General features: G+C 69.3%; 20 protein-coding genes. 10 read left to right on the plus strand and 10 right to left on the minus strand.

Going from position 1 to position 24,145, the window contains the following annotated elements; translation table 11 throughout:
- The first annotated feature begins 36 nt into the window (after positions 1-36).
- The 8 genes from RNB18_RS39740 (at position 37) to RNB18_RS39775 (ending at position 8,293) form a co-directional block, all read left to right on the plus strand.
- Positions 37-744 carry a methyltransferase domain-containing protein gene (locus RNB18_RS39740; protein ID WP_311718967.1) on the plus strand — a complete coding sequence of 236 codons (708 nt, stop codon included), beginning with the start codon at positions 37-39 and terminating at the stop codon, positions 742-744.
- Positions 745-1,425: 681 nt separating this feature from the next.
- Complete coding sequence (locus RNB18_RS39745) at positions 1,426-2,199, plus strand: isoprenyl transferase (RefSeq protein WP_311718968.1); 774 nt, start codon at positions 1,426-1,428, stop codon at positions 2,197-2,199.
- 341 nt (positions 2,200-2,540) lie between these two features.
- A complete protein-coding gene (locus RNB18_RS39750) occupies positions 2,541-3,866 on the plus strand; it encodes a PhoH family protein (protein ID WP_057609974.1) in 1,326 nt (441 codons plus the stop codon).
- A 426-nt stretch (positions 3,867-4,292) separates the two neighbouring features.
- On the plus strand, positions 4,293-4,976 hold the full coding sequence (locus RNB18_RS39755) for an aggregation-promoting factor C-terminal-like domain-containing protein (protein WP_311718969.1): 684 nt from the start codon (positions 4,293-4,295) through the stop codon (positions 4,974-4,976).
- Positions 4,977-5,102: 126 nt separating this feature from the next.
- Positions 5,103-6,446 (plus strand): AI-2E family transporter, encoded by a 1,344-nt coding sequence (locus RNB18_RS39760; RefSeq protein ID WP_311718970.1) that lies wholly within the window; start codon positions 5,103-5,105, stop codon positions 6,444-6,446.
- 154 nt (positions 6,447-6,600) lie between these two features.
- The gene (locus RNB18_RS39765) at positions 6,601-7,419 is read left to right on the plus strand and encodes a MarR family transcriptional regulator (RefSeq protein WP_311718971.1); all 819 of its coding nucleotides are present in this window, start codon (positions 6,601-6,603) and stop codon (positions 7,417-7,419) included.
- A gap of 42 nt (positions 7,420-7,461) precedes the next feature.
- Positions 7,462-7,860 (plus strand): roadblock/LC7 domain-containing protein, encoded by a 399-nt coding sequence (locus RNB18_RS39770; RefSeq protein WP_311718972.1) that lies wholly within the window; start codon positions 7,462-7,464, stop codon positions 7,858-7,860.
- A gap of 4 nt (positions 7,861-7,864) precedes the next feature.
- Complete coding sequence (locus tag RNB18_RS39775) at positions 7,865-8,293, plus strand: hypothetical protein (protein ID WP_057609978.1); 429 nt, start codon at positions 7,865-7,867, stop codon at positions 8,291-8,293.
- A gap of 28 nt (positions 8,294-8,321) precedes the next feature.
- On the opposite strand, the gene RNB18_RS39780 is transcribed toward RNB18_RS39775, so the two are convergent.
- From RNB18_RS39780 to RNB18_RS39800, 5 genes are all read right to left on the minus strand, one after another.
- On the minus strand, positions 8,322-10,664 hold the full coding sequence (locus RNB18_RS39780) for an ABC transporter permease (protein WP_311718974.1): 2,343 nt from the start codon (positions 10,662-10,664) through the stop codon (positions 8,322-8,324).
- Entirely contained in the window at positions 10,661-11,347 is a 687-nt protein-coding gene (locus tag RNB18_RS39785; protein ID WP_311718975.1) for an ABC transporter ATP-binding protein, read from the minus strand. Before RNB18_RS39785 ends, RNB18_RS39780 begins: the two co-directional genes overlap by 4 nt.
- Complete coding sequence (locus RNB18_RS39790) at positions 11,344-11,868, minus strand: PadR family transcriptional regulator (protein ID WP_059204631.1); 525 nt, start codon at positions 11,866-11,868, stop codon at positions 11,344-11,346. The genes RNB18_RS39785 and RNB18_RS39790 overlap by 4 nt, the downstream gene beginning before the upstream one ends.
- A gap of 105 nt (positions 11,869-11,973) precedes the next feature.
- Positions 11,974-12,291, minus strand: a complete 318-nt coding sequence (locus tag RNB18_RS39795; RefSeq protein ID WP_394817750.1) for a hypothetical protein — start codon at positions 12,289-12,291, stop codon at positions 11,974-11,976.
- The gene (locus tag RNB18_RS39800) at positions 12,237-13,154 is read right to left on the minus strand and encodes an SPFH domain-containing protein (protein ID WP_311718977.1); all 918 of its coding nucleotides are present in this window, start codon (positions 13,152-13,154) and stop codon (positions 12,237-12,239) included. Before RNB18_RS39800 ends, RNB18_RS39795 begins: the two co-directional genes overlap by 55 nt.
- A 237-nt stretch (positions 13,155-13,391) precedes the next feature.
- Between RNB18_RS39800 and RNB18_RS39805 the strand changes: the two genes are divergently transcribed.
- Positions 13,392-15,743, plus strand: coding sequence for a transglycosylase domain-containing protein (locus RNB18_RS39805; protein ID WP_311718978.1), 2,352 nt, complete (start codon positions 13,392-13,394; stop codon positions 15,741-15,743).
- A gap of 78 nt (positions 15,744-15,821) precedes the next feature.
- Here the strand turns inward: RNB18_RS39805 and RNB18_RS39810 are convergent, their stop codons facing one another.
- From RNB18_RS39810 to RNB18_RS39825, 4 genes are all read right to left on the minus strand, one after another.
- Complete coding sequence (locus tag RNB18_RS39810; protein WP_311718980.1) at positions 15,822-17,951, minus strand: SpoIIE family protein phosphatase; 2,130 nt, start codon at positions 17,949-17,951, stop codon at positions 15,822-15,824.
- A 295-nt stretch (positions 17,952-18,246) separates the two neighbouring features.
- Complete coding sequence (gene fomD / locus RNB18_RS39815) at positions 18,247-18,939, minus strand: cytidylyl-2-hydroxypropylphosphonate hydrolase (RefSeq protein WP_311718981.1); 693 nt, start codon at positions 18,937-18,939, stop codon at positions 18,247-18,249.
- Between the two features lie 72 nt (positions 18,940-19,011).
- Complete coding sequence (locus tag RNB18_RS39820) at positions 19,012-20,415, minus strand: class II fumarate hydratase (protein WP_311718982.1); 1,404 nt, start codon at positions 20,413-20,415, stop codon at positions 19,012-19,014.
- A gap of 71 nt (positions 20,416-20,486) precedes the next feature.
- Positions 20,487-21,062 carry a CGNR zinc finger domain-containing protein gene (locus RNB18_RS39825; protein ID WP_311718983.1) on the minus strand — a complete coding sequence of 192 codons (576 nt, stop codon included), beginning with the start codon at positions 21,060-21,062 and terminating at the stop codon, positions 20,487-20,489.
- An 87-nt stretch (positions 21,063-21,149) separates the two neighbouring features.
- On the opposite strand from RNB18_RS39825, the gene RNB18_RS39830 reads away from it, so the two are divergent.
- Entirely contained in the window at positions 21,150-22,322 is a 1,173-nt protein-coding gene (locus RNB18_RS39830) for an epoxide hydrolase family protein (RefSeq protein WP_311718984.1), read from the plus strand.
- Between the two features lie 45 nt (positions 22,323-22,367).
- Here the strand turns inward: RNB18_RS39830 and RNB18_RS39835 are convergent, their stop codons facing one another.
- Complete coding sequence (locus RNB18_RS39835) at positions 22,368-24,038, minus strand: fumarate hydratase (RefSeq protein WP_311718985.1); 1,671 nt, start codon at positions 24,036-24,038, stop codon at positions 22,368-22,370.
- Positions 24,039-24,145 lie beyond the last annotated feature (107 nt).

A 24,145-nucleotide genomic window follows, 5' to 3' on the forward strand; every position in this document is an offset into this window, starting at 1 on the left:
GGCGCCCGCCCGCGTCGTCCTGCGACGATCATCCCCATGACCTCCCACCGCACCCGCACGTTCGAAGACCTCGTCGCCGAGGGCGCCGCCGTGCCCACCGAGGGCTGGGACTTCTCGTGGTTCGAGGGGCGGGCCACCGAGGCGCGGCCCTCGTGGGGCTTCGCCCGCTCTCTCGGCGATCGCCTGGCCGGTGCCACCGCCTTCCTCGACATCCAGACCGGCGGCGGCGAGGTGCTGGACTTCGCTCTCGGGCAGGGGGTCAAGACACCGCTGCTCGCCGCGGCCACCGAGGGCTGGCCGCCGAACGTCACCAAGGCCACGGCGCTGCTGCGTCCGCGCGGCATCGTGGTCGTCGCCGCACCGGAGGACGCGCCGCTGCCTTTCGCCGCCGACACCTTCGACCTGGTCAGCAGCCGGCACCCGGTCAACCCCCAGTGGGCGGAGATCGCGCGCGTGCTGCAGCCCGGAGGCACGTACTTCGCCCAGCACGTCGGCCCGCGCAGCGTCTTCGAACTCGTCGAGTACTTCCTCGGCCCGCAGCCGGAGGCGCAGAGCTCGGACCGCCACCCCGACCGCGACCGGGCCGCCGCCGAGGCCGCCGGACTGGAGGTCGTCGACCTGCGGGCCGAGCGGTTGCGGATCGAGTTCCACGACATCGCCGCCGTCGTCCACTTTCTGCGCAAGGTGGTGTGGATGGTCCCCGGCTTCACCGTGGCCGAGTACGAGCCCCGGCTTCGGGCCTGACGTTCACGGCTGCGGGTGGTCCTTAGATAGCTGCAAATCAGACAACTGGTGCATCGCGTGTCGATCTGCCCCGCATATCCATGGTCTTCACGGGGTTTCCACATCGTTATCCCAGGCAGCTCGCATCAGGGCGGCGACTGACGTAAATTCAAAGCGAGGCAATTCGCGCCGGCAAAGCTGCGCGGTGGCACCGCGCAGAGGAGGGGGCTGCGCGGTGCCGCGCCCACTTCCCCGCGTCAAAGAAACGTTCCGACCCGGAGTCACCCGCTTGGGCGATGCCTCACGTCTCCATAATTCCGCCGTGATTCGGCCACGAAACCCCCATGAGCAGGCCTTCGACCGGCCATCGCGCCGTCGCCGCCCGACTCCGGAGAGTAGTTGTGGCACGCCGATGCACACACCATCCCTCACGAAGGGTTATGGTGGAACCCCCCCCTCGGGCCGGTCCGTCTCCCCCCCACGGACCGGCCCGTTTTTTTATCGCGCGGACCAGGACGCTTCGTACCGCGACGCAGGGGCCACCCACCCGAAGGGCTTCACGGCCCCGCCGCGCCGACGCCGGCTGCCCCCGCAACACGCAGGAGCGCACGGACAGAAGGCCCCCCGCACACCGGGCATCCGGCACTCCCCGGTACGCTCTACCCGCGGGGACCGCCATCCGTCAAAGGGGCTGACAATCACGTGAACCTGCGCGACAAGCTGCGCGGCCTGCTCGTCAGGCTCTACGCACGCCGGGTGGAAGGCCACCTGGACCACGCCCAGGTGCCGAAGCACATCGGTGTCATCGTGGACGGCAGTCGGCGCTGGGCGAAGGCAGCCGGATCCACCCCCGTCGACGGCCACCGCGCCGGCGCGGAGAAGATCGAGGAGTTCCTCGGCTGGTGCACCGAGACGGACGTCGAGGTCGTCACCCTCTGGCTGCTGTCGACGGACAACTTCAACCGCCCGCCGGAGGAGCTCGGCCCCCTCCTCGGCATCATCGAGGACGTCGTCCGCACCCTCGCCGCCGACGGCCGCTGGCGGGTCCACCACGTCGGCACCCCCGACCTGCTGCCCTCCCCGATGCAGACGGCGCTGAAGGAGGCGGAGGAGTCCACGGCCCACGTCGACGGAATACTCGTCAACGTCGCCATCGGCTACGGCGGCCGCCAGGAGATCGCCGACGCCGTACGGTCGATGCTGGTGGACGCGCACGACAAGGGCACCTCGATGGAGGAGCTCGCCGAGGCCGTCGACGTCGACATGATCGGCCGCCATCTCTACACCGGCGACCAGCCCGACCCCGACCTCGTGATCCGTACCAGCGGCGAGCAGCGGCTGTCCGGATTCATGCTGTGGCAGACCGCCCACTCGGAGTACTACTTCTGCGAGGTCTTCTGGCCGGCCTTCCGCAAGGTCGACTTCCTGCGCGCGCTGCGCGACTACGCGGCACGCCACCGCCGCTACGGCGGCTGACCAACCTCTCCGGGTACCCCGTTCGGGGCGGAAGTGTCGCGTTTTCAGGGGGTTACCCCCGGATCCCCAGGAGTTCACCAGGGCGTCGTCACATGAGCTGGCATGGCATCGCTCGTTCGAGGGCATAAGCCAGTCAGGTCGATGCCCGAACCACGGGTGTCGGATCTCAGCGGACGGCACGGGGCCGTCCGCCCGGGAGGCCCCTTGCACCAGCTCGACCGTGCGGTCACAGCACGGAAGAAGCAGTGGAGGGCCGGTTCCCGGTCCGTGCAAACGGGCCGACGACCGGTCCAGCTCCACTCCGTCGCTCCCCGACCTCATCCGAGGGGGTACGTCCTTCCGTGGTGACCAGCACAAAGCGCCGCATGCCTGACCGGCGCACCTATGTTCTCGACACCAGCGTCCTGCTGGCCGACCCGAACGCCCTGAACCGCTTCGACGAGCACGAGGTCGTGCTCCCCATCGTCGTGGTCACGGAGCTGGAGGCCAAGAGGCACCATCCCGAACTCGGCTACTTCGCCCGGCAGGCCCTGCGGCTGCTCGACGAGTTCCGGGTCCGGTTCGGTCGACTCGACGCCCCCATCCCGATCGGGGAACTCGGCGGGACCGTCCGTGTCGAGCTCAACCACTCGGACCCCAGCGTGCTGCCGTCCGGATACCGCCTTGGTGACAACGACTCCCGCATCCTCGCGGTCGCCCGCAACCTGCAGGCCGAGGGGTTCGACGTCACCGTCGTGTCGAAGGACCTCCCGCTCAGGATCAAGGCGTCCTCGGTCGGGCTCCTCGCCGAGGAGTACCGCGCCGAGCTCGCCATCACGGAGAATTCCGGCTGGACCGGAATGTCCGAGCTGACCCTGCCGGGCGAACAGGTGGACATCCTCTTCGAGGAGGGGCATGTCTACGTTCCCGAGGCCGCCGACATCCCCGTCCACACCGGGCTGACGATCCACTCGGAGCGCGGCAAGGCCCTCGGCCGGGTCTCGCCCGAGGGAAATGTCCGTCTGGTGCGGGGCGACCGGGAGGCGTTCGGTATCAAGGGGAGGAGCGCGGAGCAGCGCATCGCGCTGGACATCCTCCTCGACCCGGACATCGGGATCGTGTCCATGGGCGGCCGGGCCGGCACCGGCAAGTCGGCGCTCGCGCTGTGCGCGGGTCTGGAGGCGGTCCTGGAGCGCCGCCAGCACAAGAAGGTCATGGTCTTCCGTCCGCTCTACGCGGTCGGCGGGCAGGAACTGGGCTATCTGCCGGGCTCCGAGTCCGAGAAGATGAGCCCCTGGGCGCAGGCGGTCTTCGACACGCTGTCCGCGGTCACCAGCCGCGAGGTCATCGAGGAGGTCACCGCACGCGGCATGCTCGAGGTTCTGCCGCTCACCCACATCCGCGGCCGCTCGCTCCACGACGCGTTCGTGATCGTGGACGAGGCGCAGTCCCTGGAACGGAATGTACTTCTCACCGTTCTGTCCCGAATCGGCGCGAATTCACGGGTCGTTCTGACCCATGACGTGGCCCAGCGGGACAATCTGAGGGTCGGTCGCTACGACGGTGTGGTCGCCGTGGTGGAGAAGCTGAAGGGGCACCCCCTCTTCGCCCACGTCACGCTGACGAGGTCCGAGAGGTCCCAGATCGCGGCCCTTGTGACCGAAATGCTCGAAGACGGCCACATCTGAGGCAATCTGCCAGATCTGAGGAAGTCTGGGGTATCCAGGGCCAGTTGGCGCCGTCCGGAAAGGCCAAGAGCCTAGCCGGGCGGCGCCTTCGCGTGTTGCTGTTTCTCGAAATCCCGGGGCCCAAACGGGATGTGAGCTTTCACACGCAACTCAGAATTGCCACCCGGCGTCCGGTTACGGCAGAGTCTCATTCCTGTCAGGCCCCGCATACGACACACCTGTACCCCCAGCGGTACGGCACCACAGCAACACCACCAACTCCACAGCGTCGTCGTATGCCGCCCGTGCACCATGCGGCGCTCCCCGCGAGGGAGTTGCCCACCGGGCCCGTGCCTCCCGTGACCCCGTTAGTTGGGAGGCCAGTGTCTAGGGGCACGATTGCGTCCGCCAGGGTCACCGAAGCGGGCGATGCTGGAAGGAAACCGTGTGAGCCCGATTTCGGTCCGGGGATTCGCAGTGGCCTCCGCCACCGCGGTCACCGCTGTCGGAAGCGTTGTCGGAGTTGCCTCCGGCAGTGTCGCGCAGCCGAACGACGCCGAGGCGACGGCAGCCGACATGACGCTCCTGGCGGACATCCCCGCGGGTGAGCAGGCTCAGGTGCAGACCGCGTCCCTCACGCAGCAGGCCGACACCCAGGCCATCGCCGCGGACGCGAGCGCCAAGAAGGTCGCGGAGGAGTCGGCGCGCAAGGCTGCCGCCAAGTCCGCGATCGAGAAGAAGGAAGCCGCCGAGAAGGCGGCCAAGGAAGCCAAAGAGCGCGCCGAGGCCAAGGAAAAGGCCAGCAGGAGCTCCTCCAGCTTCCCGGTCCAGAGCTCGTACACCATCGCGCAGATCCAGTCGATGGCTTCCTCGATGGTGCCGAGCGGGCAGTTCCAGTGCTTCAGCAACATCGTGGACCACGAGTCCAGCTGGAACTACCAGGCCGTCAACGCCTCCTCCGGTGCCTACGGTCTCTTCCAGGCCCTGCCGGGCTCCAAGATGTCGTCGGTCGGCTCCGACTGGCAGACCAACCCGGCCACCCAGATCAAGTGGGGCCTCAACTACATGGACAGCCGGTACGGCAGCCCCTGTGAGGCCTGGTCGTTCTGGCAGGCCAACCACTGGTACTGAGCGCGCCCGGCTCTCAACCTCGCGAAGCCCCTCCCCGTCCTAGGGGGAGGGGCTTCTGCCATGTACGGTCGGACCGGACGACTCCAGGGGGGAGTGGTGAGGAGAGACGGGGGAAGAGGACGGATCATGTCGCGAGTGCCAGGGTGGCTCGGTCGGATCGGTACCCGACTGACCGATATGGGTGAGCGGTTGGACGAGCGCCGCGCGGAGGTGGCCCGCGAGGAGGCCGAGGCCGACGCGGCCGAGGCGCCTGAGCGCAGGCCGAAGAAGCCGTCGGGCGCCGCCTCCCGCGCGCCTGTCGTGCTGGTTCCCCGCCCCGATCCGGCGCAGGCCGTGCCGTGGGGCGTACGGGTCGCCGCCGAGGCCGGCTGGCGGCTCCTGGTGCTCGCGGGCACCGTATGGGTGCTGATGCGGGTCATCAGCTCCGTACAGCTCGTCGTCTTCGCCTTCGTCGTCGCCCTGCTCATCACCGCGCTGCTCCAGCCGACGGTGGCCCGCCTCATGCGGCACGGCGTCCCGCGCGGCCCCGCCACGGCTCTCACCGCGATCCTGGGCTTCGTCGTGATCGGCCTGATGGGCTGGTTCGTGACCTGGCAGGTCATGGAGAACATCGACGACCTCTCCGACCAGATCCAGAGCGGCATCGACGACCTGCGCAACTGGCTCCTGAAGAGCCCCTTCCACGTCACCGACAAGCAGATCAACCAGATCGCCAAGAACCTGCGGGAGGCGGTCGGCGCCAACACCGACCAGATCACGTCGGCGGGCCTGGAGGGCGTCCAGGTCGTCGTGGAGGCGCTCACCGGCATACTGCTGACCTTCTTCTCCACGCTCTTCCTGCTCTACGACGGCCGGCGCATCTGGGCGTGGACGCTGAAGCTGGTCCCCGCGGCCGCCCGGCCCGCCGTGGCCGGTGCGGGACCGCGCGCCTGGCGCACCCTGACCGCCTACGTCCGCGGCACGGTCCTCGTGGCCCTCATCGACGCCGTCTTCATCGGCATCGGCATCTACTTCCTCGACGTTCCCATGGCCGTCCCGCTGGCCGTCTTCATCTTCCTGTTCTCGTTCATCCCGCTCGTGGGCGCGGTCGCCTCCGGAGCGCTGGCGGTACTCGTCGCGCTGGTCACACAGGGAGTGTTCACGGCGGTGATGACCCTCGCGGTGGTCCTCGCCGTCCAGCAGATCGAGGGCCACATCCTCCAGCCGTTCATCCTCGGCCGCGCGGTGCGCGTTCACCCGCTCGCGGTCGTCCTCACGGTCGCGACGGGCGGCATGGTGGCCGGCATCGGCGGCGCGGTGGTCGCCGTACCGCTGGTGGCGGTGACGAACACGGTGGTGAGCTACCTCAAGGCGTACGCCGAGGAACAGTCGGCACCACCCGAGATCGAGGACGAGGTCGTAGCAGACGAAGAGGGTCCGGCGGAACCGCCTCCGGACCCTGAAAAACCTGCCTCGGATTCGGTCAAATGAGCGCCGAACACAGTGCTTTGAGCGGCCTGCGAATTCAACTTCCGTCAACTAGCGGCAGGTAGGAAACCAGCCCCCGGAATATGCGCCCGGCCTGATACACATTCCCTCCTCAGCGCTACGCGTCAGGCGTATGTGCGAGGCGGCGGGGGGTGTGATGTCGGGCCACGAACACCTGGCACAGGCCCTGGCCGCGTGCGGCCGTGACGGCTTCACCGGAGAGCTGCGGATCACCGGGACACCCGGTGGCACCTTCCACTTCGGGGACGGCCGGGTGGTCGCCGTGGAGTCGCCCGGCGCCCCGGGACCCGAGGCGCTGCTGCTGCGCTCCGGGCGGGTCAGCGGCGAGCAGTGGGCCGAGCTGGTGCGGGAGTCCGGCGGTTCGCGCTGGCCGGCCACCGCGCTCATCGCGCACGGCTACGCGGGGGCCGCGCAGCTGCGGGTGGTGTGCGCGCTGGCCCTGCACGACGCCGCGTTCGCGATGGCCGCGGGCCGGGTGGAGGACTGCGAACGCCGCGCCACCGCGGAGCCGTTCGCGCAGGTCCCCCTGGGTGAGCCGCCCCTGCGGCTGCTGCACGACGCGGTCCGCAGACTCACCGCCCTGGCCGCGCTGCCGCACCCGGTGCACCCCGACCGGGAACGGCCCGTGCGCTCGGGCACGGACAACGGATCCGGGGCCCTGCGACGCGAGTTGCTCACCCACGCCGACGGTCGCAGTACGGCCCGCGACCTCGCCTTCCGGGTCGGGCGTGGTGTCTACACCGTGACGGTCGAGGTCGCTCGCATGCTCGACGAGGGGCTCCTGGTGTGCGCCGGACCGTCCACGCCCGTCGCGGTCCGCTCTCTTCCCGAGGGCGACGAACTCCGGCCTCGCACGCCCACGCCCGTGGAGCAGTCCCCGTCCCCGACAAGGACCGATCTGCCCCGCCGAAAACCCGGCAGCTTCTTCCGGCTCCGAAACGGAACGCCCAAATGAAAAAGCCGATCAGATGTGAACAGAATTAGGGGAGTTGAGTAAATGGATCACAAAGCCCTGGCGCTCGAAATGCGTGGTCTGCGCGAACAGGTCACCGGAATCACCGATACCGCGCTCGCCGCCGCGGACGGACTGCTCATCGCCGCGGACACCGCCGACTCGATCGACCCGGAGGGCCTCGCCGCGCTCGCCGCGGCCGGCCTCGGCCTGGCCCGGCGCACCGCCGGGGCGACCGCCCGCGGCACGCTGCGCCGGACGGTGACGTACGGCAGCCACGGCTGCGCCGCCTTCTACGCCGTCGGTGACACCGCCCTGATGGTGGTGCTCGGCGACGAGGGCATGGACGTGGACCACCTGCACCGGGCGACCCAGCCGACCCTGAACCGGATCGGCTCGATCCTCACCGACAAGGCGACCGAGAAAGCGCCAGAAGGAGTCTGAAGGGATGGCGACGAAGCGTATGACCTCAGGTTTCTCCGACCAGGTGATGGGCCTGGTCAAGTCCCTTCGCACCGACGCCCCCGACTGTGTGGCGTCCGGAGTGGTCGACATGTCCACCGGCATGCTGCTGTCGTACGAGACCGTCGAGAACCACCCGCCGGAGGTCCTGGACCTCCTGGCGGGTGCGACCCTCGACCTGTTCCAGGGCCGTACGGTCGTGATGATCGAGGACGTCTTCAAGGAGCGCCGCGGAGTCAGCAGTGACAACCACTTCTTCCAGGAGATCCTGGTCAACAGCGAGAACCTCACGCACCTGTTCGTGCGGCTGAGCGAACAGCAGGACGTCGTGGCCGTGGTGGTCTGCCGCAAGTCGGTCAACGTCGGCATGCTGTTCGCCCAGGTCCGGCGGGTGGTGAAGGAGTACAGCCTCTAGGGCCCGGTGGACGGCCGGCTGCGGGCGGTCACTCCGTCCGCAGCCCGTCCGGCCGCATCAGCCTCAGCAGCGGCGGCAGGCTCAGCACCGTCACCACGATCACCACCGCGGCCGCCACGCCGGTCATCGACAGCACGCTCGACCAGTCCACGCGCACCGTGGTGTCCGTCATCCGAAGCAGGACCGCGCCCAGGGTCAGCCCCACCACCGAGGCCAGCAGCAGCCCGAGCGTGATCGGGATCGCCGTCTGCCACAGCACCGACAGGCTCAGGGTGCGCCTGCGGGTGCCGAAGGCGACCAGCGCCGACAGCAGCTTCTTGCGCTCACGCAGCTGCTCCAGCTGGGAGACCAGCAGGCTCGCCCCGATCAGCGCGAGGACACAGGCGGCGCCCACGAACAGGCCGGTGCGGATGGAGTCGTAGCGGTCGCTGCGCTCGAACGACACCCATTCCATCGGCTCTTCGAGCGGGTTGATGCGGGCCGCCGTGTTGCGTACGTACTCGCGCGCGTCCGGCAGCGAATCGTCGAGCCGCAGATAGATCTGTCCGCGCACGCCCGGCGCGACCGTCGAGGACAGGGCGCTCGGGGTGATCAGGAGGCCGCCGCGCTTGTAGCCCGTCGGGTCCACGAGGGAGCGGGCCTGCTTGACGTCCTTCGGCAGGGTCCAGGCGACCGGCTTGGTGTTCTCGGAGCCGTCGGAGGTCGCGGTCTCGAAGTAGAGCGTCCGGCCGGGCTCGGCGGTCAGGGCCCCCTCCTCGCCGTCGTCCCCGCCGCCCTGCAGGACGAAGGAGTCGCCCTCGCGGCACGAGGGCAGTGCGGCGATCTCGCGCAGGGACGCGCAGTCGGCGACGGTCACCCGGCTCCAGCGCGCCTCGTCGCCAGGCCCGTCGGCGACGTACCCCTCGTCGAACGCGTACACCTTCTCCACGCCCTTGGTCGCGGAGAGTTGCCTCGCGGTCGCGGCGAGCGTCTTCCCGTCCGGCACGCTCACCTGCATCTGCGCCCGTGAGACGTCGTAGCCGGTGTTCTTGGTGTAGTCGCCCTCGACACCCGCGAACAGCATCTGCAGCGCGATCGCCCCGGCCACCGCGACCGCGATGCCGTTGACCATCCGGGCCGCCGTGCCGCTGCTCAACTGGAGCCTGCGCACGGCCAGTTGCCAGGACAGTCCGCCCGCGCCCAGCCGGGCCACGACCGCCTCGACGATCCAGGGCAGCAGCGCGGTCACGCCGACAAGGAGCAGGATGACACCGCCGGTGACGAGGTACTGGTTGAAGTCGCCCTCGTCGCGGCCCTGTCCGACCATCGGGTAGAGCATCGCGAGTCCGGCCAGCGGCAGCAGCAGCCGCCACCACAGCCGCCGTCGTGCGGGCTTCGCCGTACGCACCACGCCGAGCGGCTCGATCACCACGCCGCGCAGGGCGAACAGCGTCACCATGACGGCCGCGGCGGGCACCGCGAGACCGACCAGCAGGGCCAGTGCGGGGGAGGGGTTGAGGTAACTCGGGAACACGCTCATCCCGAACACCTCGACGGAGCCCGCCACTTCGCGTCCGATCAGGAAGAACCCGGTGCCCAGGACCAGCCCCAGCACCGCTCCCGCGAGCGCCTCGCCGGCGGCGATCCGCCGGGTCGAGCGGCCGTCGGAGCCCACCAGGCGCAGGGCCGCGAGCCGCCGGTCGCGCCGCTCGCCGCCGAAGCGCACGGCCGCGGTGATGAACACGGCGACCGGCATCAGCAGGACGACGAAGACGACGAGGATGAGCAGGAGCATGACCGGGTCGGTGCGCTCCGTGGTCGGGTTCGGGTTCCCGAAGCGGTCGATCCGCTCGATCCGGCCGCCGTTGACGCCCTGGGCCGCGAGGCCCTCGGCGCCCCGGTAGTAGGCGAGTTCATGGGAACCGATGAGCCCGCTCTCGCCGATCGTGCCGACGATCCGCTCGGGAAGCCGGTCCCGCAGGAGCCTGCCGTCGCCGGACTCCAGCAGCTTCTTCAGCGCGGGGGAGACGACCATCTCACCGGCCGCCGGGAACGCCCCGACCCCCGGCGGCAGCGGCGCCTTCGGTCCCTCGGGCTCCAGCTCCCGGCCGCGGACGCTCAGATCCCGGAAGGTGGTTCCGGTGGCCGCGACCAGCAGGGTGTCGGCCGCCTTAGGGATGACCTTGTCGCTGAACGTGATGTCCGTACGGGCGTCCTCCCGGTCGTGCCGGACCGCGAGCGCGCTCGGCAGCGCGGTGGTCAGCAGCAGCAGCGCCACCCCCAGGCCCACGCCGACCGCGGTCAGCAGCGCCCGGACCCACCCCTCGCGTCCGCCCGCGAAGGCGAACCGGACCCCCATGGCGAGGTCTCGCCACCACTGCCTGAGACTCATACGACCCGCTCCATGTCCCGGGACTTCCCGTCCCGTACGACGATCTCGCGGTCGGAGTAGGCGGCCACCCGTGCTTCGTGCGTGACGAGAACGACGGCCGCGTTGGTGGACCGGGCGGCCTCGGTGAGCAGGTCCATGACACGCTCGCCGTTGAGGGAGTCGAGCGCGCCGGTCGGCTCGTCGGCGAACAGCACGCGCGGGTTGGTCACCAGGGAGCGGGCCACGGCCACGCGCTGCCCCTGACCGCCGGACACCTCGCCGGGCCGCTTCTTCCTCAGGTCGTCGACCTCGAGGCGTTCCATCCAGCCCAGCGCCGCCTTCTCGGCCTCCTTGCGGGACGTGCCGTTGAGCCGCAGCGGCAGCGCCACGTTCTCCACGCAGGTCAGCTCGGGGACGAGCTGACCGAACTGGAAGACGAACCCGAACTCGGAGCGCCGGAGCGCACTGCGCTCGGCGTCGTTCATCGTGGCCATCTCCCGGCCGTTGTAGGTGATCGAGCCCGAGTCGGGCGTGACGATCCCGGCGAGACAGTGCAGCAGGGTCGACTTGCCGGACCCGGAGGGGCCCATCACGGCGACGACCTCGCCGGGGTGGATGGAGAACTCGGCGCCGTCGAGCGCGACGGTCGGACCGTAGGTCTTGCGCAGCGCGTCGGCTACGAGCAGGGAACCGGCCGGGGTCACTTGACCACCACCTCCGCGAGCTTGTCGAGACGCGCGGCGGTGAGCTCCAGCCAGCGCAGGTCGGCTTCCAGATGGAACAGGGCGTGGTCGCAGATCAGCTGGTCGGCGAGGTCGCCCTTGCGCTTGCGGTCGGTGAGGATGCGCATCATCCGCAGGTGCTCGGCGCGCTGGTTGTCGAGGATGTCGCCGGCGTTGCGGTGCGTGAGCAGCGCGAGCACGACCTTGGTGTACAGCGTGGACTGGAGATACGGCTCGGGCTTCTCCGGCGTCGCGAGCCACCGCTGGACGTCGGTGATCCCGGCGTCGGTGATGGCGTACCGCTTGCGCTCGGGGCCGCCGCCGGGCTCGATCCCGTCGACTTCGACGAGCCCGTTCTTCAGCAGCCGCGACATCGTCGAGTAGACCTGGCCGTAGTGCAGCGGCCGGTCATGACCGAACTTCTCGTCGAAGGCCCGCTTGAGGTCGTAACCGTGGCGGGGCCCGGACTCCAGGAGCCCTAGGAGGGTGTGACCGATGGACATGGGAAGGACTGTACATGCGGTGTATACCCACCATGTATACGCAGGGTGTTTAGAGGGGATCGGGATGTGAGGAGGCGCAGGTGAGGACCGATTGTCACGGTTCTGCTACGCGTCTTTGGGCGGCTGTTCTCTGGAGGGCTGTTCCTTGGGTGGCCGTCCCCGGCGCGGCAGCGGCCCGGTGTCGCCGGGAAGCCGGCCGGTCTCCTTCAGGGCCCGCCGCAGCAGGAACTCGATCTGCGCGTTCGCCGACCGCAGCTCGTCCCCGGCCCACCGCGCCAGCGCCTCGTACACCAGCGGGTCCAGCCTCAGCAGCACCTGCTTGCGCTGCTGAGGCCGCCGCTCGGGGGAGCCCCCCTCGGAAGGTGTCGTCACTGGTAAAGGGTCCCGGTGTTGAGAACGGGCTGCGGGGCGCGGTCGCCGCACAGCACCACCATCAGGTTGGACACCATCGCCGCCTTGCGCTCGTCGTCCAGCTCGACGATGTCCCGCTCGGTGATCCGGGCGAGCGCCTCCTCGACCATGCCGACCGCGCCCTCCACGATCTGCCGCCGGGCCGCGACGACCGCGCCGGCCTGCTGCCGCTGGAGCATCGCCGAGGCGATCTCCGGCGCGTAGGCGAGGTGGGTGAAGCGGGACTCGATGATCTGGACACCGGCCGACTCCACGCGCGCGTGCAGCTCGGTGGCGAGCTTCTGGGTGATCTCGTCGGCGTTGCCCCGCAGGGAGAGCCCGTCCTCCTCGTGGGCGTCGTAGGGGTACTCGATGGCGATGTGCCGTACCGCCGTCTCCGTCTGGGTGGCGACGAACTTCACGAAGTTGTCCACCTCGAAGGTGGCCTGCGCGGTGTCCTCGACCTTCCACACCACGACCGCGGCCAGCTCGATCGGGTTGCCGTACGCGTCGTTGACCTTGAGGACGGCGGTCTCGTGGTTGCGGACCCGGGTGGAGACCTTCGTACGGGACGTGAAGGGGTTCACCCAGCGCAGGCCGTCCTGGCGGATCGTGCCCTTGTAGCGCCCGAAGAGCTGGACCACCCGGGCCTCGCCCGGCGCGACCGTGTTCAGGCCGCGCAGCGAGATGAGCGCCACTATCAGGACGAGGGCCCCGCCGACGGCGAAGCCGGGGCTCTCCCCGCTCGCGGCGAACAGGAAGACGGCGAGCAGCAGCCCGACCAGGCCCAGCAGCAGCGCGAGCGCGCCGCCGATGCTGTGCGCGGCGAACTCCCGCACGCGCGGCGCGGGCATGTCGGGTGTGTCGGCGATGGGTGCGGAGTCTTGCGCGGACATGGAGGTCCCCCCGTTTCGAGTCTAGCTCGGTGTTAGCTAAGTGATATCACTTTACCTCCTCGCGGCAACCTTGACCCCCTCTCGGAGGTCTGGTTCCGAGGAGGCGGGTGCTGATTCTCACGCCCCCCGAAGACCCGATCGAAGGTCCTGTGTCATATGGACCGGTGTTAGCTTTCTGAGCTGACCTGTGCCACGAACTTGTGTGGCCGCCGATGAGGAAGCGGAGCGAGTCGACCCATGGGACGAGCGGAAGAGAGAAGAGCACGTCAGCGCGGTGGCCGCCGCGCGGCGCCGCCCACGCGCTCGTCCGGGACGCCGAGCGAGGGCATCGCGCCGGGCGGCAGGGCCGCGGCGCGCAAGGCTGCCGCCCGCGGTAAGAAGAGCACCAAGAAAGGTAAGAGCGGCATACGCCGGCTCTTCACCTGGAAGAAGATCCTCGGCGCCTTCCTCGGCTTCTGTCTGCTCGGCATCGGCGCCTTCATCGTGATGTACATGATGATCGACGTGCCCAAGGGCAACGCGGCCGCGCAGAAGCAGAGCAACATCTACGAGTACAGCGACGGCTCGGTCATGGCCCGCGTCGGCGACACCAACCGCGAGATCGTGGATCTCGCGGAGGTGCCCAAGTCCGTCCAGCGCACCTTCGTGGCGGCGGAGAACAAGTCCTTCTACACGGACTCCGGCGTCGACCTCAAGGGCACCGCCCGCGGTCTGCTCAACACCCTGTCCGGCAAGGGCAAGCAGGGTGGCTCCACGATCACCCAGCAGTACGTCAAGAACTTCTACCTCGACCAGGACCAGACCGTCTCGCGCAAGCTGCGGGAACTGGTCATCTCGTTGAAGGTGGACCGCACGACGTCCAAGGACGACATCCTCGCGGGCTACATCAACACCAGCTACTACGGCCGAGGCGCCTACGGCATCCAGGCCGCCGCCCAGGACTACTACCGCGTCGACGCCAAGAAGCTCAGCGTCGCGCAGGGCGCGTACCTCGCCGCGCTGCTCCAGGCCCCGAGCCAGTACGACTGGGCGGTCGCCAGCAAGACCGGCAAGGAACTGGTGACGGCCCGCTGGAACTACGTCCTGGACAACATGGTCGAGCAGGGCTGGCTGAGCAAGGCCGAGCGCGACGACATGACGTTCCCGGTGCCCAAGGAGCCCAAGGCCGCCCCCGGTCTGGAGGGCCAGAAGGGCTACCTGGTCAAGCTCGCCAACCAGCAGCTGGAGAAGCAGCTGGTCAAGACGCAGGGCATCACCCAGGACGAGGCGGAGGCCCGGGTCGAGAACTCGGGCTGGACCATCACCCTGAACATCGAGAAGAAGAAGCAGGTCCAGCTGGAGAAGGCCGTCAAGACCCAGCTGATCAGCAAACTGGACCCGAAGAAGCGGTCGGTCGACAAGAACGTCCAGGCCGGCGCCGTCTCCGTCGACCCCAAGACGGGGAAGATCGTCGCCCTGTACGGCGGCCAGGACTACACCAAGCACTTCATCAGCAACGCCAATCGCACCGACTACCAGCCGGCGTCGACCTTCAAGCCGGTCATCCTCGCCGCCGCCCTGGAGGACGCCGCCGAGACGCAGGGCGGCAAGGCGATCGGCGCGAACACGATCTACGACGGCACCAGCAAGCGTCAGGTCGTCGACAGCAACGGCGACAAGGTCGGATTCGCCCCCGAGAACGAGGACGACCACGACTACGGCAAGCAGGTCACCGTCCAGACCGCGATGAACCAGTCCATCAACTCCGTCTTCGCGCAGATGGGCGTCGACGTCGGCATGGACAAGGTGCTGGAGACGGCCACCAAGCTCGGCATGGACACCGGCAAGCTGAGGCCGCTGCCCGCCTACACCCTGGGCACCATGGGTGCGAGCCCGATCCAGATGGCCGGCGTCTATGCCACGCTCGACAACCACGGCAAGCAGGTCACGCCGACCATCATCAAGTCGGCCGAGCAGGGCGGCACCGAGACCCGGATGCCGGACCCGATCGGCGAACAGGTCATCAGCCGGGAGGCCGCCGACACGGTGACCTCGGTGCTGACCGGCGTGGTCGCCGACGGTACGGCGAAGGTGTCCGTGGCGGAGAACCCGGCCCGCGACGGCCGTAAGGTCGCCGGCAAGACGGGTACCTCCGACGACAACCTCTCGGCCTGGTTCAACGGCTTCACTCCGGATCTGGTCACCTCGGTCGGTCTGTTCGGCGAGGACGCCAAGACCGGCGCCCAGACCAAGATGTACAAGACCGCCGGCCTTCCCCGTGTCAACGGCGGTGGCTTCCCGGCGCAGATCTGGGCGGCGTACACCTTCGGCGTTGCGGCCGAGAACAGCAAGTTCGACCTCGACACCGACCAGGGCGCAGCGGTTCAGCCCACCTGGACCCCGAGCCCGACCCCGACCCGGTCCGAGACGCCGTCGCCGTCCGCGACCACGAAGAAACCGTCGGAGACGCCGTCGGCGACCCCGACGACCAGTGCGCCGGTGACCCCGACGACCAGTGCGCCGGTGACCCCGACGACCAGTGCGCCGACGACACCGGACGAGAGCACGACCAGCCCGGCGAACCCGTTCGACCCCAACGGCGACCAGTAGCGGAGAAGCAGAGAAGGGCGCCCGGTGGTCACCGGGCGCCCTTCTCTCGTTCCTGTACCCGCGCGGGCAGCGGCGCGCTCAGCTCCGGTTCAGCTCGAACCACACCACCTTGCCGGTGCTGAGCCGGGTCGCTCCCCACCGCCGGGCCAGCCGGTTGACGAGGTACAACCCTCGCCCACCCTCGTCGGTGGCCCGGGCCTGCCGCAGCCGCGGCAGTTGCGGCACATCGTCCCCGACCTCGCACCGCAGCACATCGGTCCGCAGCAACCGCAGCGTCACCGGCCGGGTCGCATACCGCACCGCATTGGTGACGACCTCACTCACCAACAGCTCGACGGAGTCGGTGAGATCCTCCATGCCCCAGCGGGACAGCGCCCGCCGCGCGAGCCGCCGCGCACGCCCCGGCGCCGCGTCCTCCGGCTCCAGGAACCAGTACGCCACATCACTGGGCGCGATCCCGTCGAAGCGGGCCGCGAGCAACGCGATGTCGTCGTCCCGGTCTCCCGGCCCGAGCATGTCGAGCACCTCGTCGCACAACGCCTCCAGCGGCGGCGGATGATCAGGCCCGGTGAGCGCAGCGGTCGCGGCGAGCTTCTCCCGCAGCTGCTCTATCCCGGTCCACACGTCCCGCAGCCGGGACTCGACGAGCCCGTCGGTGTACAGCAACAGCGTCGCCCCGGCCGGTGCGTCCAGCTCCACGGCCTCGAAGTCCACGCCTCCGACACCGATCGGCGCGCCCGGCGGCACCCGGAGCACCTCGGCACGGCCGCCCAGGTGCAGCAGCACCGGTGGCGGATGACCGGCGTTGGCGATGGTGATGCGGTGCGACACCGGGTCGTACACGGCGTAGAGGCAGGTCGCCATACGGTCCGTGCCGAGCCGCTGCGCCTGCTCGTCGAGGTGGTGCAGCACCTCCTGCGGGGGCAGATCGAGCCCGGCCAGCGTCTGGGCCGTGGTCCGCAACTGACCCATGATCGCGGCGGACGTCATGGAGTGGCCCATCACGTCACCCACGACCAGGGCGACCCGGCTGCCCGGCAGCGGGATCGCGTCGTACCAGTCACCGCCCACCCGGGCCGTCTCGGCGGCGGGCAGATAGCGCGACGCCAGCCGCACGCCCGTCGGCCGCGGGAGCGTCTCGGGCAGCATGGTGCGCTGCAGCTCGTCGGCGATGTACGCCTCACGGCCGTACAGAACGGCCTTGTCGATGCCCAGCGCGCTGTGCGTGGCGAGCTGGGCGGCGACGAGCAGGTCGTCCGGGTCGAAGGGGATGCGGTCGGGGCGGCGCAGGAACAGCGCGGCACCGATGACCCGGCGCCGGCCGCGCAGCGGGGCCAGGATCGTTCGCCGACCGGTCGGTACGGCGAACTCGCCGCCCTCGCCGAGCAGCTCCGGCAGCGCGGCGCGGGCCGCGGGCGTGTCCGTGAAGACCGGACGCACCCCGCGCAGCACCTCGGCGAGCGCACTGCCGGGCTGCACCTCGCACAGTTCGGTGCCGAGCGCGTCCAGCTCGGTCGGGTTCTCCGGCACCGGCACCGGCAGGATGCCGTCCTCCAGGTCCCGCTCCTGCTGCGGAATCCGGTCACTGCGCCGCAGCCGGAGCACGAGGGGGCCGGTGGGCCGCTCGTCGCCGACGGGCAGCGGGTCGCGCAGATAGACGAGGATCGCGTCCGAGAAGGTCGGCACGGTCGCCCGGCACAGACCCATCACGATCTCGTCCAGGTCGATGCCGCGCGCGATCCGGCGGGTCGCCGCGCCCACGAAGCGCAGCCGGTCGCCGTCCCGCCGCATGGGCGTGGGCCGGCCGGGGACCGCGCCCTGTCCGGTGCGGCGTTCGTCGCCGCCCACGCCGCTCTGCGGCCGGTCCTCCTCGGCGCCCGGCTGGACCGGGACACCTTCGGGTACCGGCCGCGGGCGATGCGTGTCCTGCTCGGCGGCGGCCGGCTGGGAGTGCTCGGGGCCGGTACCGGCCGGGTTCATGCCCATGTCCTCGTGGTTACCGGTCCTGCCGGTCGTACTGCTGCTGCCCTGGACGACGGGTGCCGTGTCAGGCGTGGGGTCACCGGAGCGGGCCTGGACGGGTAAAGCCGTCGGCGCCTCGACGCCCTGGGCGGACGGTGGCGCCGGGGAACGCAGGAGCGCCCCGCGGGGGTCCGTGGGGTCGACGCCCGGCTGGGGGCGTTCGAAGGAGGTCGGGTGCTCCGTCACGCGTGTCGAATCCGTCCGTCCGGGGCTGCACGCCGTACGCGCAGTTGGTCCCGCCGAAATCCCGATACCCGGAATACGTGTCCCAGGAACGGAATTCCCGCGTGGTCAGGGGCTGTTCCTGCGTTTTTGGTCAACTTTCCGCGGCCCGTACCGGTGTTGCCCTCATACCCCACGCTCACGTCCTGCCGCCCCTCGGTGACGATCGGTCAAGCCCAGTGCCCGCTCCGGTAGTTGCCGCTGCGCACTCTTGCGGAGGACGATCCTACGTTTGCAGCCCGGGGGCGCATCAAGGGTCTCATGAGGACAAGTGCGCGGGCGTGCGGTCCCAGTCTTCCGGAAGAAGCGGCACAGTCCAGGACGGATCGGGCCGCCAGTCGGGCCAGCCGTCCGAGAACGGCGGGCCCCAGGCACGGATCACCTCCACCGCGGACCGCCCCGCCTCCCTGACCTGTTCGGCCAGGTCAGGGCCCATCAGCCCGTCCTGCTGGGCCTGCGCGAACTCGTCCTCGTCCCGCCACTGCCAACTGCGGTCCGGATCCACGGTGATGTCCAGGAAGTGGTCCTCGGAGTCCACACCCCCGGCCCACCGCGCCAGCGGCTCCTCGAGGTTCACATACCAGTTCTTGAACCGCCAGCCCGGCTCCCAGAACAGCCACACCGACCACGGCAGTCCCGGCCGCGCCAGCTTCAGCACCCCGGTGCCGAACCAGCGGTCCCGCTGCACGGAACGCGGCTTGGTGTAACGCGACTCCAACGGCTCGGCATGCACCGATGTGCCGTCGGCCAGCACCGGCTTCACACACTCGGTGCCCGGTGCCAGCCACACGACGAGCAGGTCCTCGTCGTCGCGTACGACGGTGACCGGACGGGCGATGTGCACGTGCGCGCCGGCATTTTCCCGGTAGCGCCACAGGATCTGACTCCCGGGCTCCCAGAAATGCGCCGACGTACCCGCTTCCACCGCTCTCACCGCTCCACCGTCTGCCATGACCAGATATTAGGTGCCATAGGCATACGACGCTGCGGTGCGCGTCACGGTTCACCCCGGGGCGGGGAAAGGTTACGGCCGTGTCATCCGCAGGACATCCAGCGCCTCGTCGAGCTGCTCCTCCGTGAGATCGCCGCGTTCGACGTAGCCGCTCTCCAGCACGACCTGGCGAATCGTCTTCAGCTCCGCGAGGGCCTTCTTGGCGACCTTCGCGGCCTCCTCGTACCCGATGTACTTGTTCAGCGGGGTGACCACGGAGGGCGAGGACTCGGCGTACTCCCGGGCGCGTTCGCGGTGCGCGACGATCCCGTCGACGGTCCGGTCGGCCAGCAGCCGGGAGACGTTGGCGAGCAGCCGGACCGACTCCAGGACGTTCTTGGCGATGACCGGCAGCATGACGTTGAGTTCGAAGTTGCCGGCCGCACCGGCGGTGGCGACGGTCGCGTCGTTCCCGACGACCTGGGCGGCGACCATGAGGACGGCCTCCGGGATCACCGGGTTGACCTTGCCGGGCATGATCGACGAGCCGGGCTGCAGGTCGGGCAGGGAGATCTCCGCGAGCCCGGTCCTGGGCCCGGAGGACATCCACCGCAGATCATTCGCGATCTTCGTCAGGCCGACCGCGATGGTCCTGAGCTGCCCGCTGGTCTCGACGATCCCGTCCCGGGCGCCCTGCGCCTCGAAGTGGTCCCGCGCCTCGGTGAGCGGCAGCCCGGTGGTGCGGGCGACCTCCTCGATGACGGCGGCGGGGAAACCGGGCGGGGTGTTGATGCCGGTGCCGACCGCGGTGCCGCCCAACGGCAGCTCGGCGAGCCGGGGAAGCGAGGCCTGCAGCCGCTCGATGCCGTACCGCACCTGTGCCGCGTACCCCCCGAACTCCTGACCCAGGGTCACCGGGGTGGCGTCCATCAGATGGGTCCGCCCGGACTTCACGACATCGGCGAACTCCTCGGACTTGCGGGCGAGGGCCGTGGCGAGATGGTCGAGGGCGGGGATCAGATCCCGGGTGACGGCGGCGGTGGCGGCGATGTGGATGGAGGAGGGGAAGACGTCGTTGGACGACTGGGAGGCGTTGACGTGGTCGTTGGGGTGCACGTCACGGCCGAGCCGCTCGGTCGCCAGCGTCGCGATGACCTCGTTGGTGTTCATGTTGGACGAGGTGCCGGACCCGGTCTGGAAGACGTCGACGGGGAAGTGCGCGTCCCAGTCCCCGCGGGCCACCTCGTCGGCCGCCTCCTGGATCGCCTCCGCGACGTCCTTGTCGAGCACCCCCAGCCGCGCGTTCACCTTCGCGGCCGCCCCCTTGATCCGGGCCAGGGCCTCGATGTGCGCCCGTTCGATCCGCTGCCCGGAGATGGGGAAGTTCTCCACGGCCCGCTGGGTCTGGGCCCGCCACCTGGCGTCCACCGGGACACGGACCTCGCCCATGGAGTCGTGCTCGATGCGAAACGCCTGTTCCTGTTGCTCGTCGGCCACTGCCGATCACCTCCGTCGTGGTCAGCGTCCGTGACCGCCGGGGCTATTCCTGCCGCAGGTCGTTGGACCGATCACTCCGCTGATCTGGTGTTTTTGCGGTGGTTGGCGTTGAAGCGCGCCTTCTTCTGGCGGTTCCCGCATGTGTTCATGTCACACCATTTGCGGGTGCGGCTCTGGCTGGTGTCGAAGAAGGCGGCCTGGCAGGTCGGCGAGGCGCACAGGGCCAGTTTTCCGTCTCGTTCGCCCGCGATGATGCCGACCGCGTCGGCGGCGATCACGCTGAGGGCATCCTCCACGCGGGAAGCCGAGCCGAGCCGCCATCGCCGCTCACCGCCGGGCGTCAGGATCGCCGCGGCCCGACCCTGAACGCTGCGGTCATTGATGACCTGGACGGCAGACGCGGGGAGCGCGTCCCGGATCGCGGCCGCTGTCGCGGCGGCGTGGATCGACTCCCGCAGTTCCCGGGCGAGGTCGAGCTGGGCAGGGGTGCAGGAGTCCACGGCGAGGCCGTTCACCGCCAGCCAGTCGACGAGTCGGTGCGGTGTGGGAATGCGCTCCACGGCGTCGCCATGACGCTCCGACAGAGTCCCCGTGAAGCTGGTCGCCAGCACCTTGCCGAGGCGGAAGTCAGGGGATTCGGCACGCATGGAACCACCTTAGCTGGTTGCTCGGCGACATGAAGACGTGTCACGCTGGAACCGCCTTAGACGGTTCCACTATGGCCAGGAGGACTCATGCCCCGTCCGACCAGCGACGTGCAAGCATTTGAAGCCCACGCAACGGATGCCGACCTCGACGATCTGCGCGCGCGACTGGCCGCGGCGCGACTGCCGGAGGCTGAGACGGTCCATCGCGCCGCGCCCGACCCTCGCCGATGGGAACAGGGCGTTCCGCTCGCCGACCTCGTCGATGTCGTGAACTACTGGCGCACCGGGTACGACTGGCGGTCGTTCGAAGAGCGCCTCGACCGAATCGGCCAGTTCCGCACGACCATTGACGATCTGGGAATCCACTTCCTGCACCGCCGATCGGCGCGCGCAGACGCCACTCCTCTGATCCTTACGCACGGCTGGCCGGGCAGCATTGCCGAGTTCGTCGATGTGGTGGAGGAGCTGGCGGATCCGAAAGACGCGGACGCGCCGGCGTTCCACGTCGTGGTCCCGTCGCTACCGGGCTTTGGGTACAGCGACAAGCCGGCCACCACCGGGTGGGGAACCGAAAAGATCGCGGCCGCTTGGGTGGAACTGATGGGAAGGCTCGGCTACAGCAGGTTCGCAGCCCACGGCGGCGACTGGGGCGGCAATATCACCACGGTTCTCGGCGGCAGGTTCCCGGCGCACGTTCTCGGCATCCACACGTTGTTCGCGGAGGCGCCGCCCGGGTTGCCAACGGACGGGCTGACGGCGGTCGAGCGCAAGTGGACCGAGGAAACCCGCGACTTCTGGCGCCACCGCGCGGCGTACGCGAAGCAGCAGGCGACCCGACCGCAGACCATCGGATACTCGCTCGTCGACTCACCGGTCGGGCTTCTTGCCTGGATCCTCGACAAGTTCGCCGAGTGGTCGGACACCGAGGGCAGTCCGTTCGAGACGATTTCCATGGACAGGGTTCTCGACGACGTCACCCTGTACTGGCTGACCCGGACCGGCGCATCGGCGGCCCGCATCTACTACGAAAGCCACAACTCGCTGGACCCGGAACTCCGGGTCGACGTGCCGTCAGCCATCACCATGTATCCCCGCGACATCGAGAAGTCTCCGCGCCCCTGGGCACAGGAGCGGTACCGGCGGATCGTCCGATGGGGGTCGCCCGAAGTCGGGGGACACTTCCCGTCGCTGGAGGTTCCCGAGTATTTCGTCAAAGACCTGCAAGAGGGCCTCGCGGCAGTACTGACCGCCAACCGGTGAACGCGGCAACAGACCCCCCGGCGTCCGCCGAGGGGTCTGGAGGCTTCAGGCCAGCCCAGGACCCCGGACCGGGATGCTGGTGAACGTCGGCTGCTCGGGTTCCGGTGAAGTGAAGAAGTCGTTGCCCTTGTCGTCGACGACGATGAACGCCGGGAAGTCCTCGACCTCGATCTTCCAGACCGCCTCCATGCCGAGCTCCTCGTACTCGACGACCTCGACCTTCTTGATGCAGTCCTGGGCGAGCCGGGCGGCGGGGCCGCCGATGGAGCCGAGGTAGAAGCCGCCGTGCGCATCGCACGCGTCGGTGACCTGCTTGCTGCGGTTGCCCTTGGCCAGCATCACCTTGGATCCGCCCGCCGCCTGGAACTGCTCGACGTAGGAGTCCATACGGCCGGCCGTCGTCGGGCCGAAGGAACCGGACGCGTAGCCCTCGGGCGTCTTCGCCGGACCCGCGTAGTACACCGGGTGGTCCTTCAGGTACTGCGGCATCTCCTCGCCCGCGTCAAGGCGCTCCTTGATCTTGGCGTGCGCGATGTCACGCGCGACCACGAGCGGACCGGTCAGCGAAAGCCGCGTCTTCACCGGGTACTTGGTGAGCTCCGCGAGGATGTCGTCCATCGGCTGGTTGAGGTCGATCTTGACCACGTCACCGTCGGACTCGAGGTGCTCGTCCGTCGTCTCGGGCAGGAACCGCGCCGGGTCCGTCTCCAGCTGCTCCAGGAACACCCCCTCCGCGGTGATCTTCGCGACGGCCTGGCGGTCGGCCGAGCAGGACACGGCGATGGCGACCGGGCAGGACGCGCCGTGCCGGGGCAGCCGTACGACACGCACGTCGTGGCAGAAGTACTTACCGCCGAACTGCGCCCCGATCCCGATCTTCTGGGTCAGCTCGAAGACCTTCTCCTCCAGCTCCTTGTCCCGGAAACCGTGCCCGAGCTCCGAGCCCACGGCCGGAATCTCGTCCAGGTAGTGCGCGGAGGCGTACTTCGCGGTCTTCAGTGCGTACTCGGCCGACGTACCGCCCACGACGATCGCCAGGTGGTACGGCGGACAGGCGGCCGTACCGAGCGAACGGATCTTCTCCTCCAGGAACTTCATCATGGAGGCCTCGTTCAGGACGGCCTTCGTCTCCTGGTAGAGGAACGACTTGTTGGCCGAACCGCCGCCCTTGGCCATGAACAGGAACTTGTAGGCGCCGCCGTCGGTGGCGTACAGCTCGATCTGCGCGGGGAGGTTGGAACCGGTGTTCTTCTCGTCCCACATGGTCAGCGGGGCCATCTGCGAGTAGCGCAGGTTGAGGTTCAGGTACGCGTCGTAGATGCCCTCCGACAGCGCCGCCTCGTCACCGCCCGCCGTCAGCACGTTCTGGCCGCGCTTGCCCATGACGATCGCGGTGCCGGTGTCCTGGCACATCGGGAGGACGCCCGCCGCCGCGATGTTCGCGTTCTTCAGCAGGTCCAGCGCCACGAACTTGTCGTTGCTCGACGCCTCGGGGTCGTCGATGATCCGCCGCAGCTGAGCGAGGTGCGCGGGACGCAGGTAGTGCTGGATGTCGTGGATGGCCTCCGTGGCGAGCTTGCGCAGCGCCTCCGGCTCCACCTTGAGGAAGGTCCGCCCGTCGGCCTCGAAGGTGGAGACACCCTCGGAGGTCACCAGCCGGTAGGGGGTGGTGTCCTCTCCCATGGGGAGCAGATCCGTATACGCGAACTCAGGCATCTCAGCCCATTCCTCACTCGAAAGACGGCCACCCACCTCCGTTGGCGGGCCTCACCAGCGTAGAACCTGTCCAAGGACGGGAGCTTGTGAGGTAAGGCTCAGTTGGT

The sequence above is a fragment of the Streptomyces doebereineriae genome (assembly GCF_031845645.1).
Lineage (GTDB): Bacteria > Actinomycetota > Actinomycetes > Streptomycetales > Streptomycetaceae > Streptomyces > Streptomyces canus.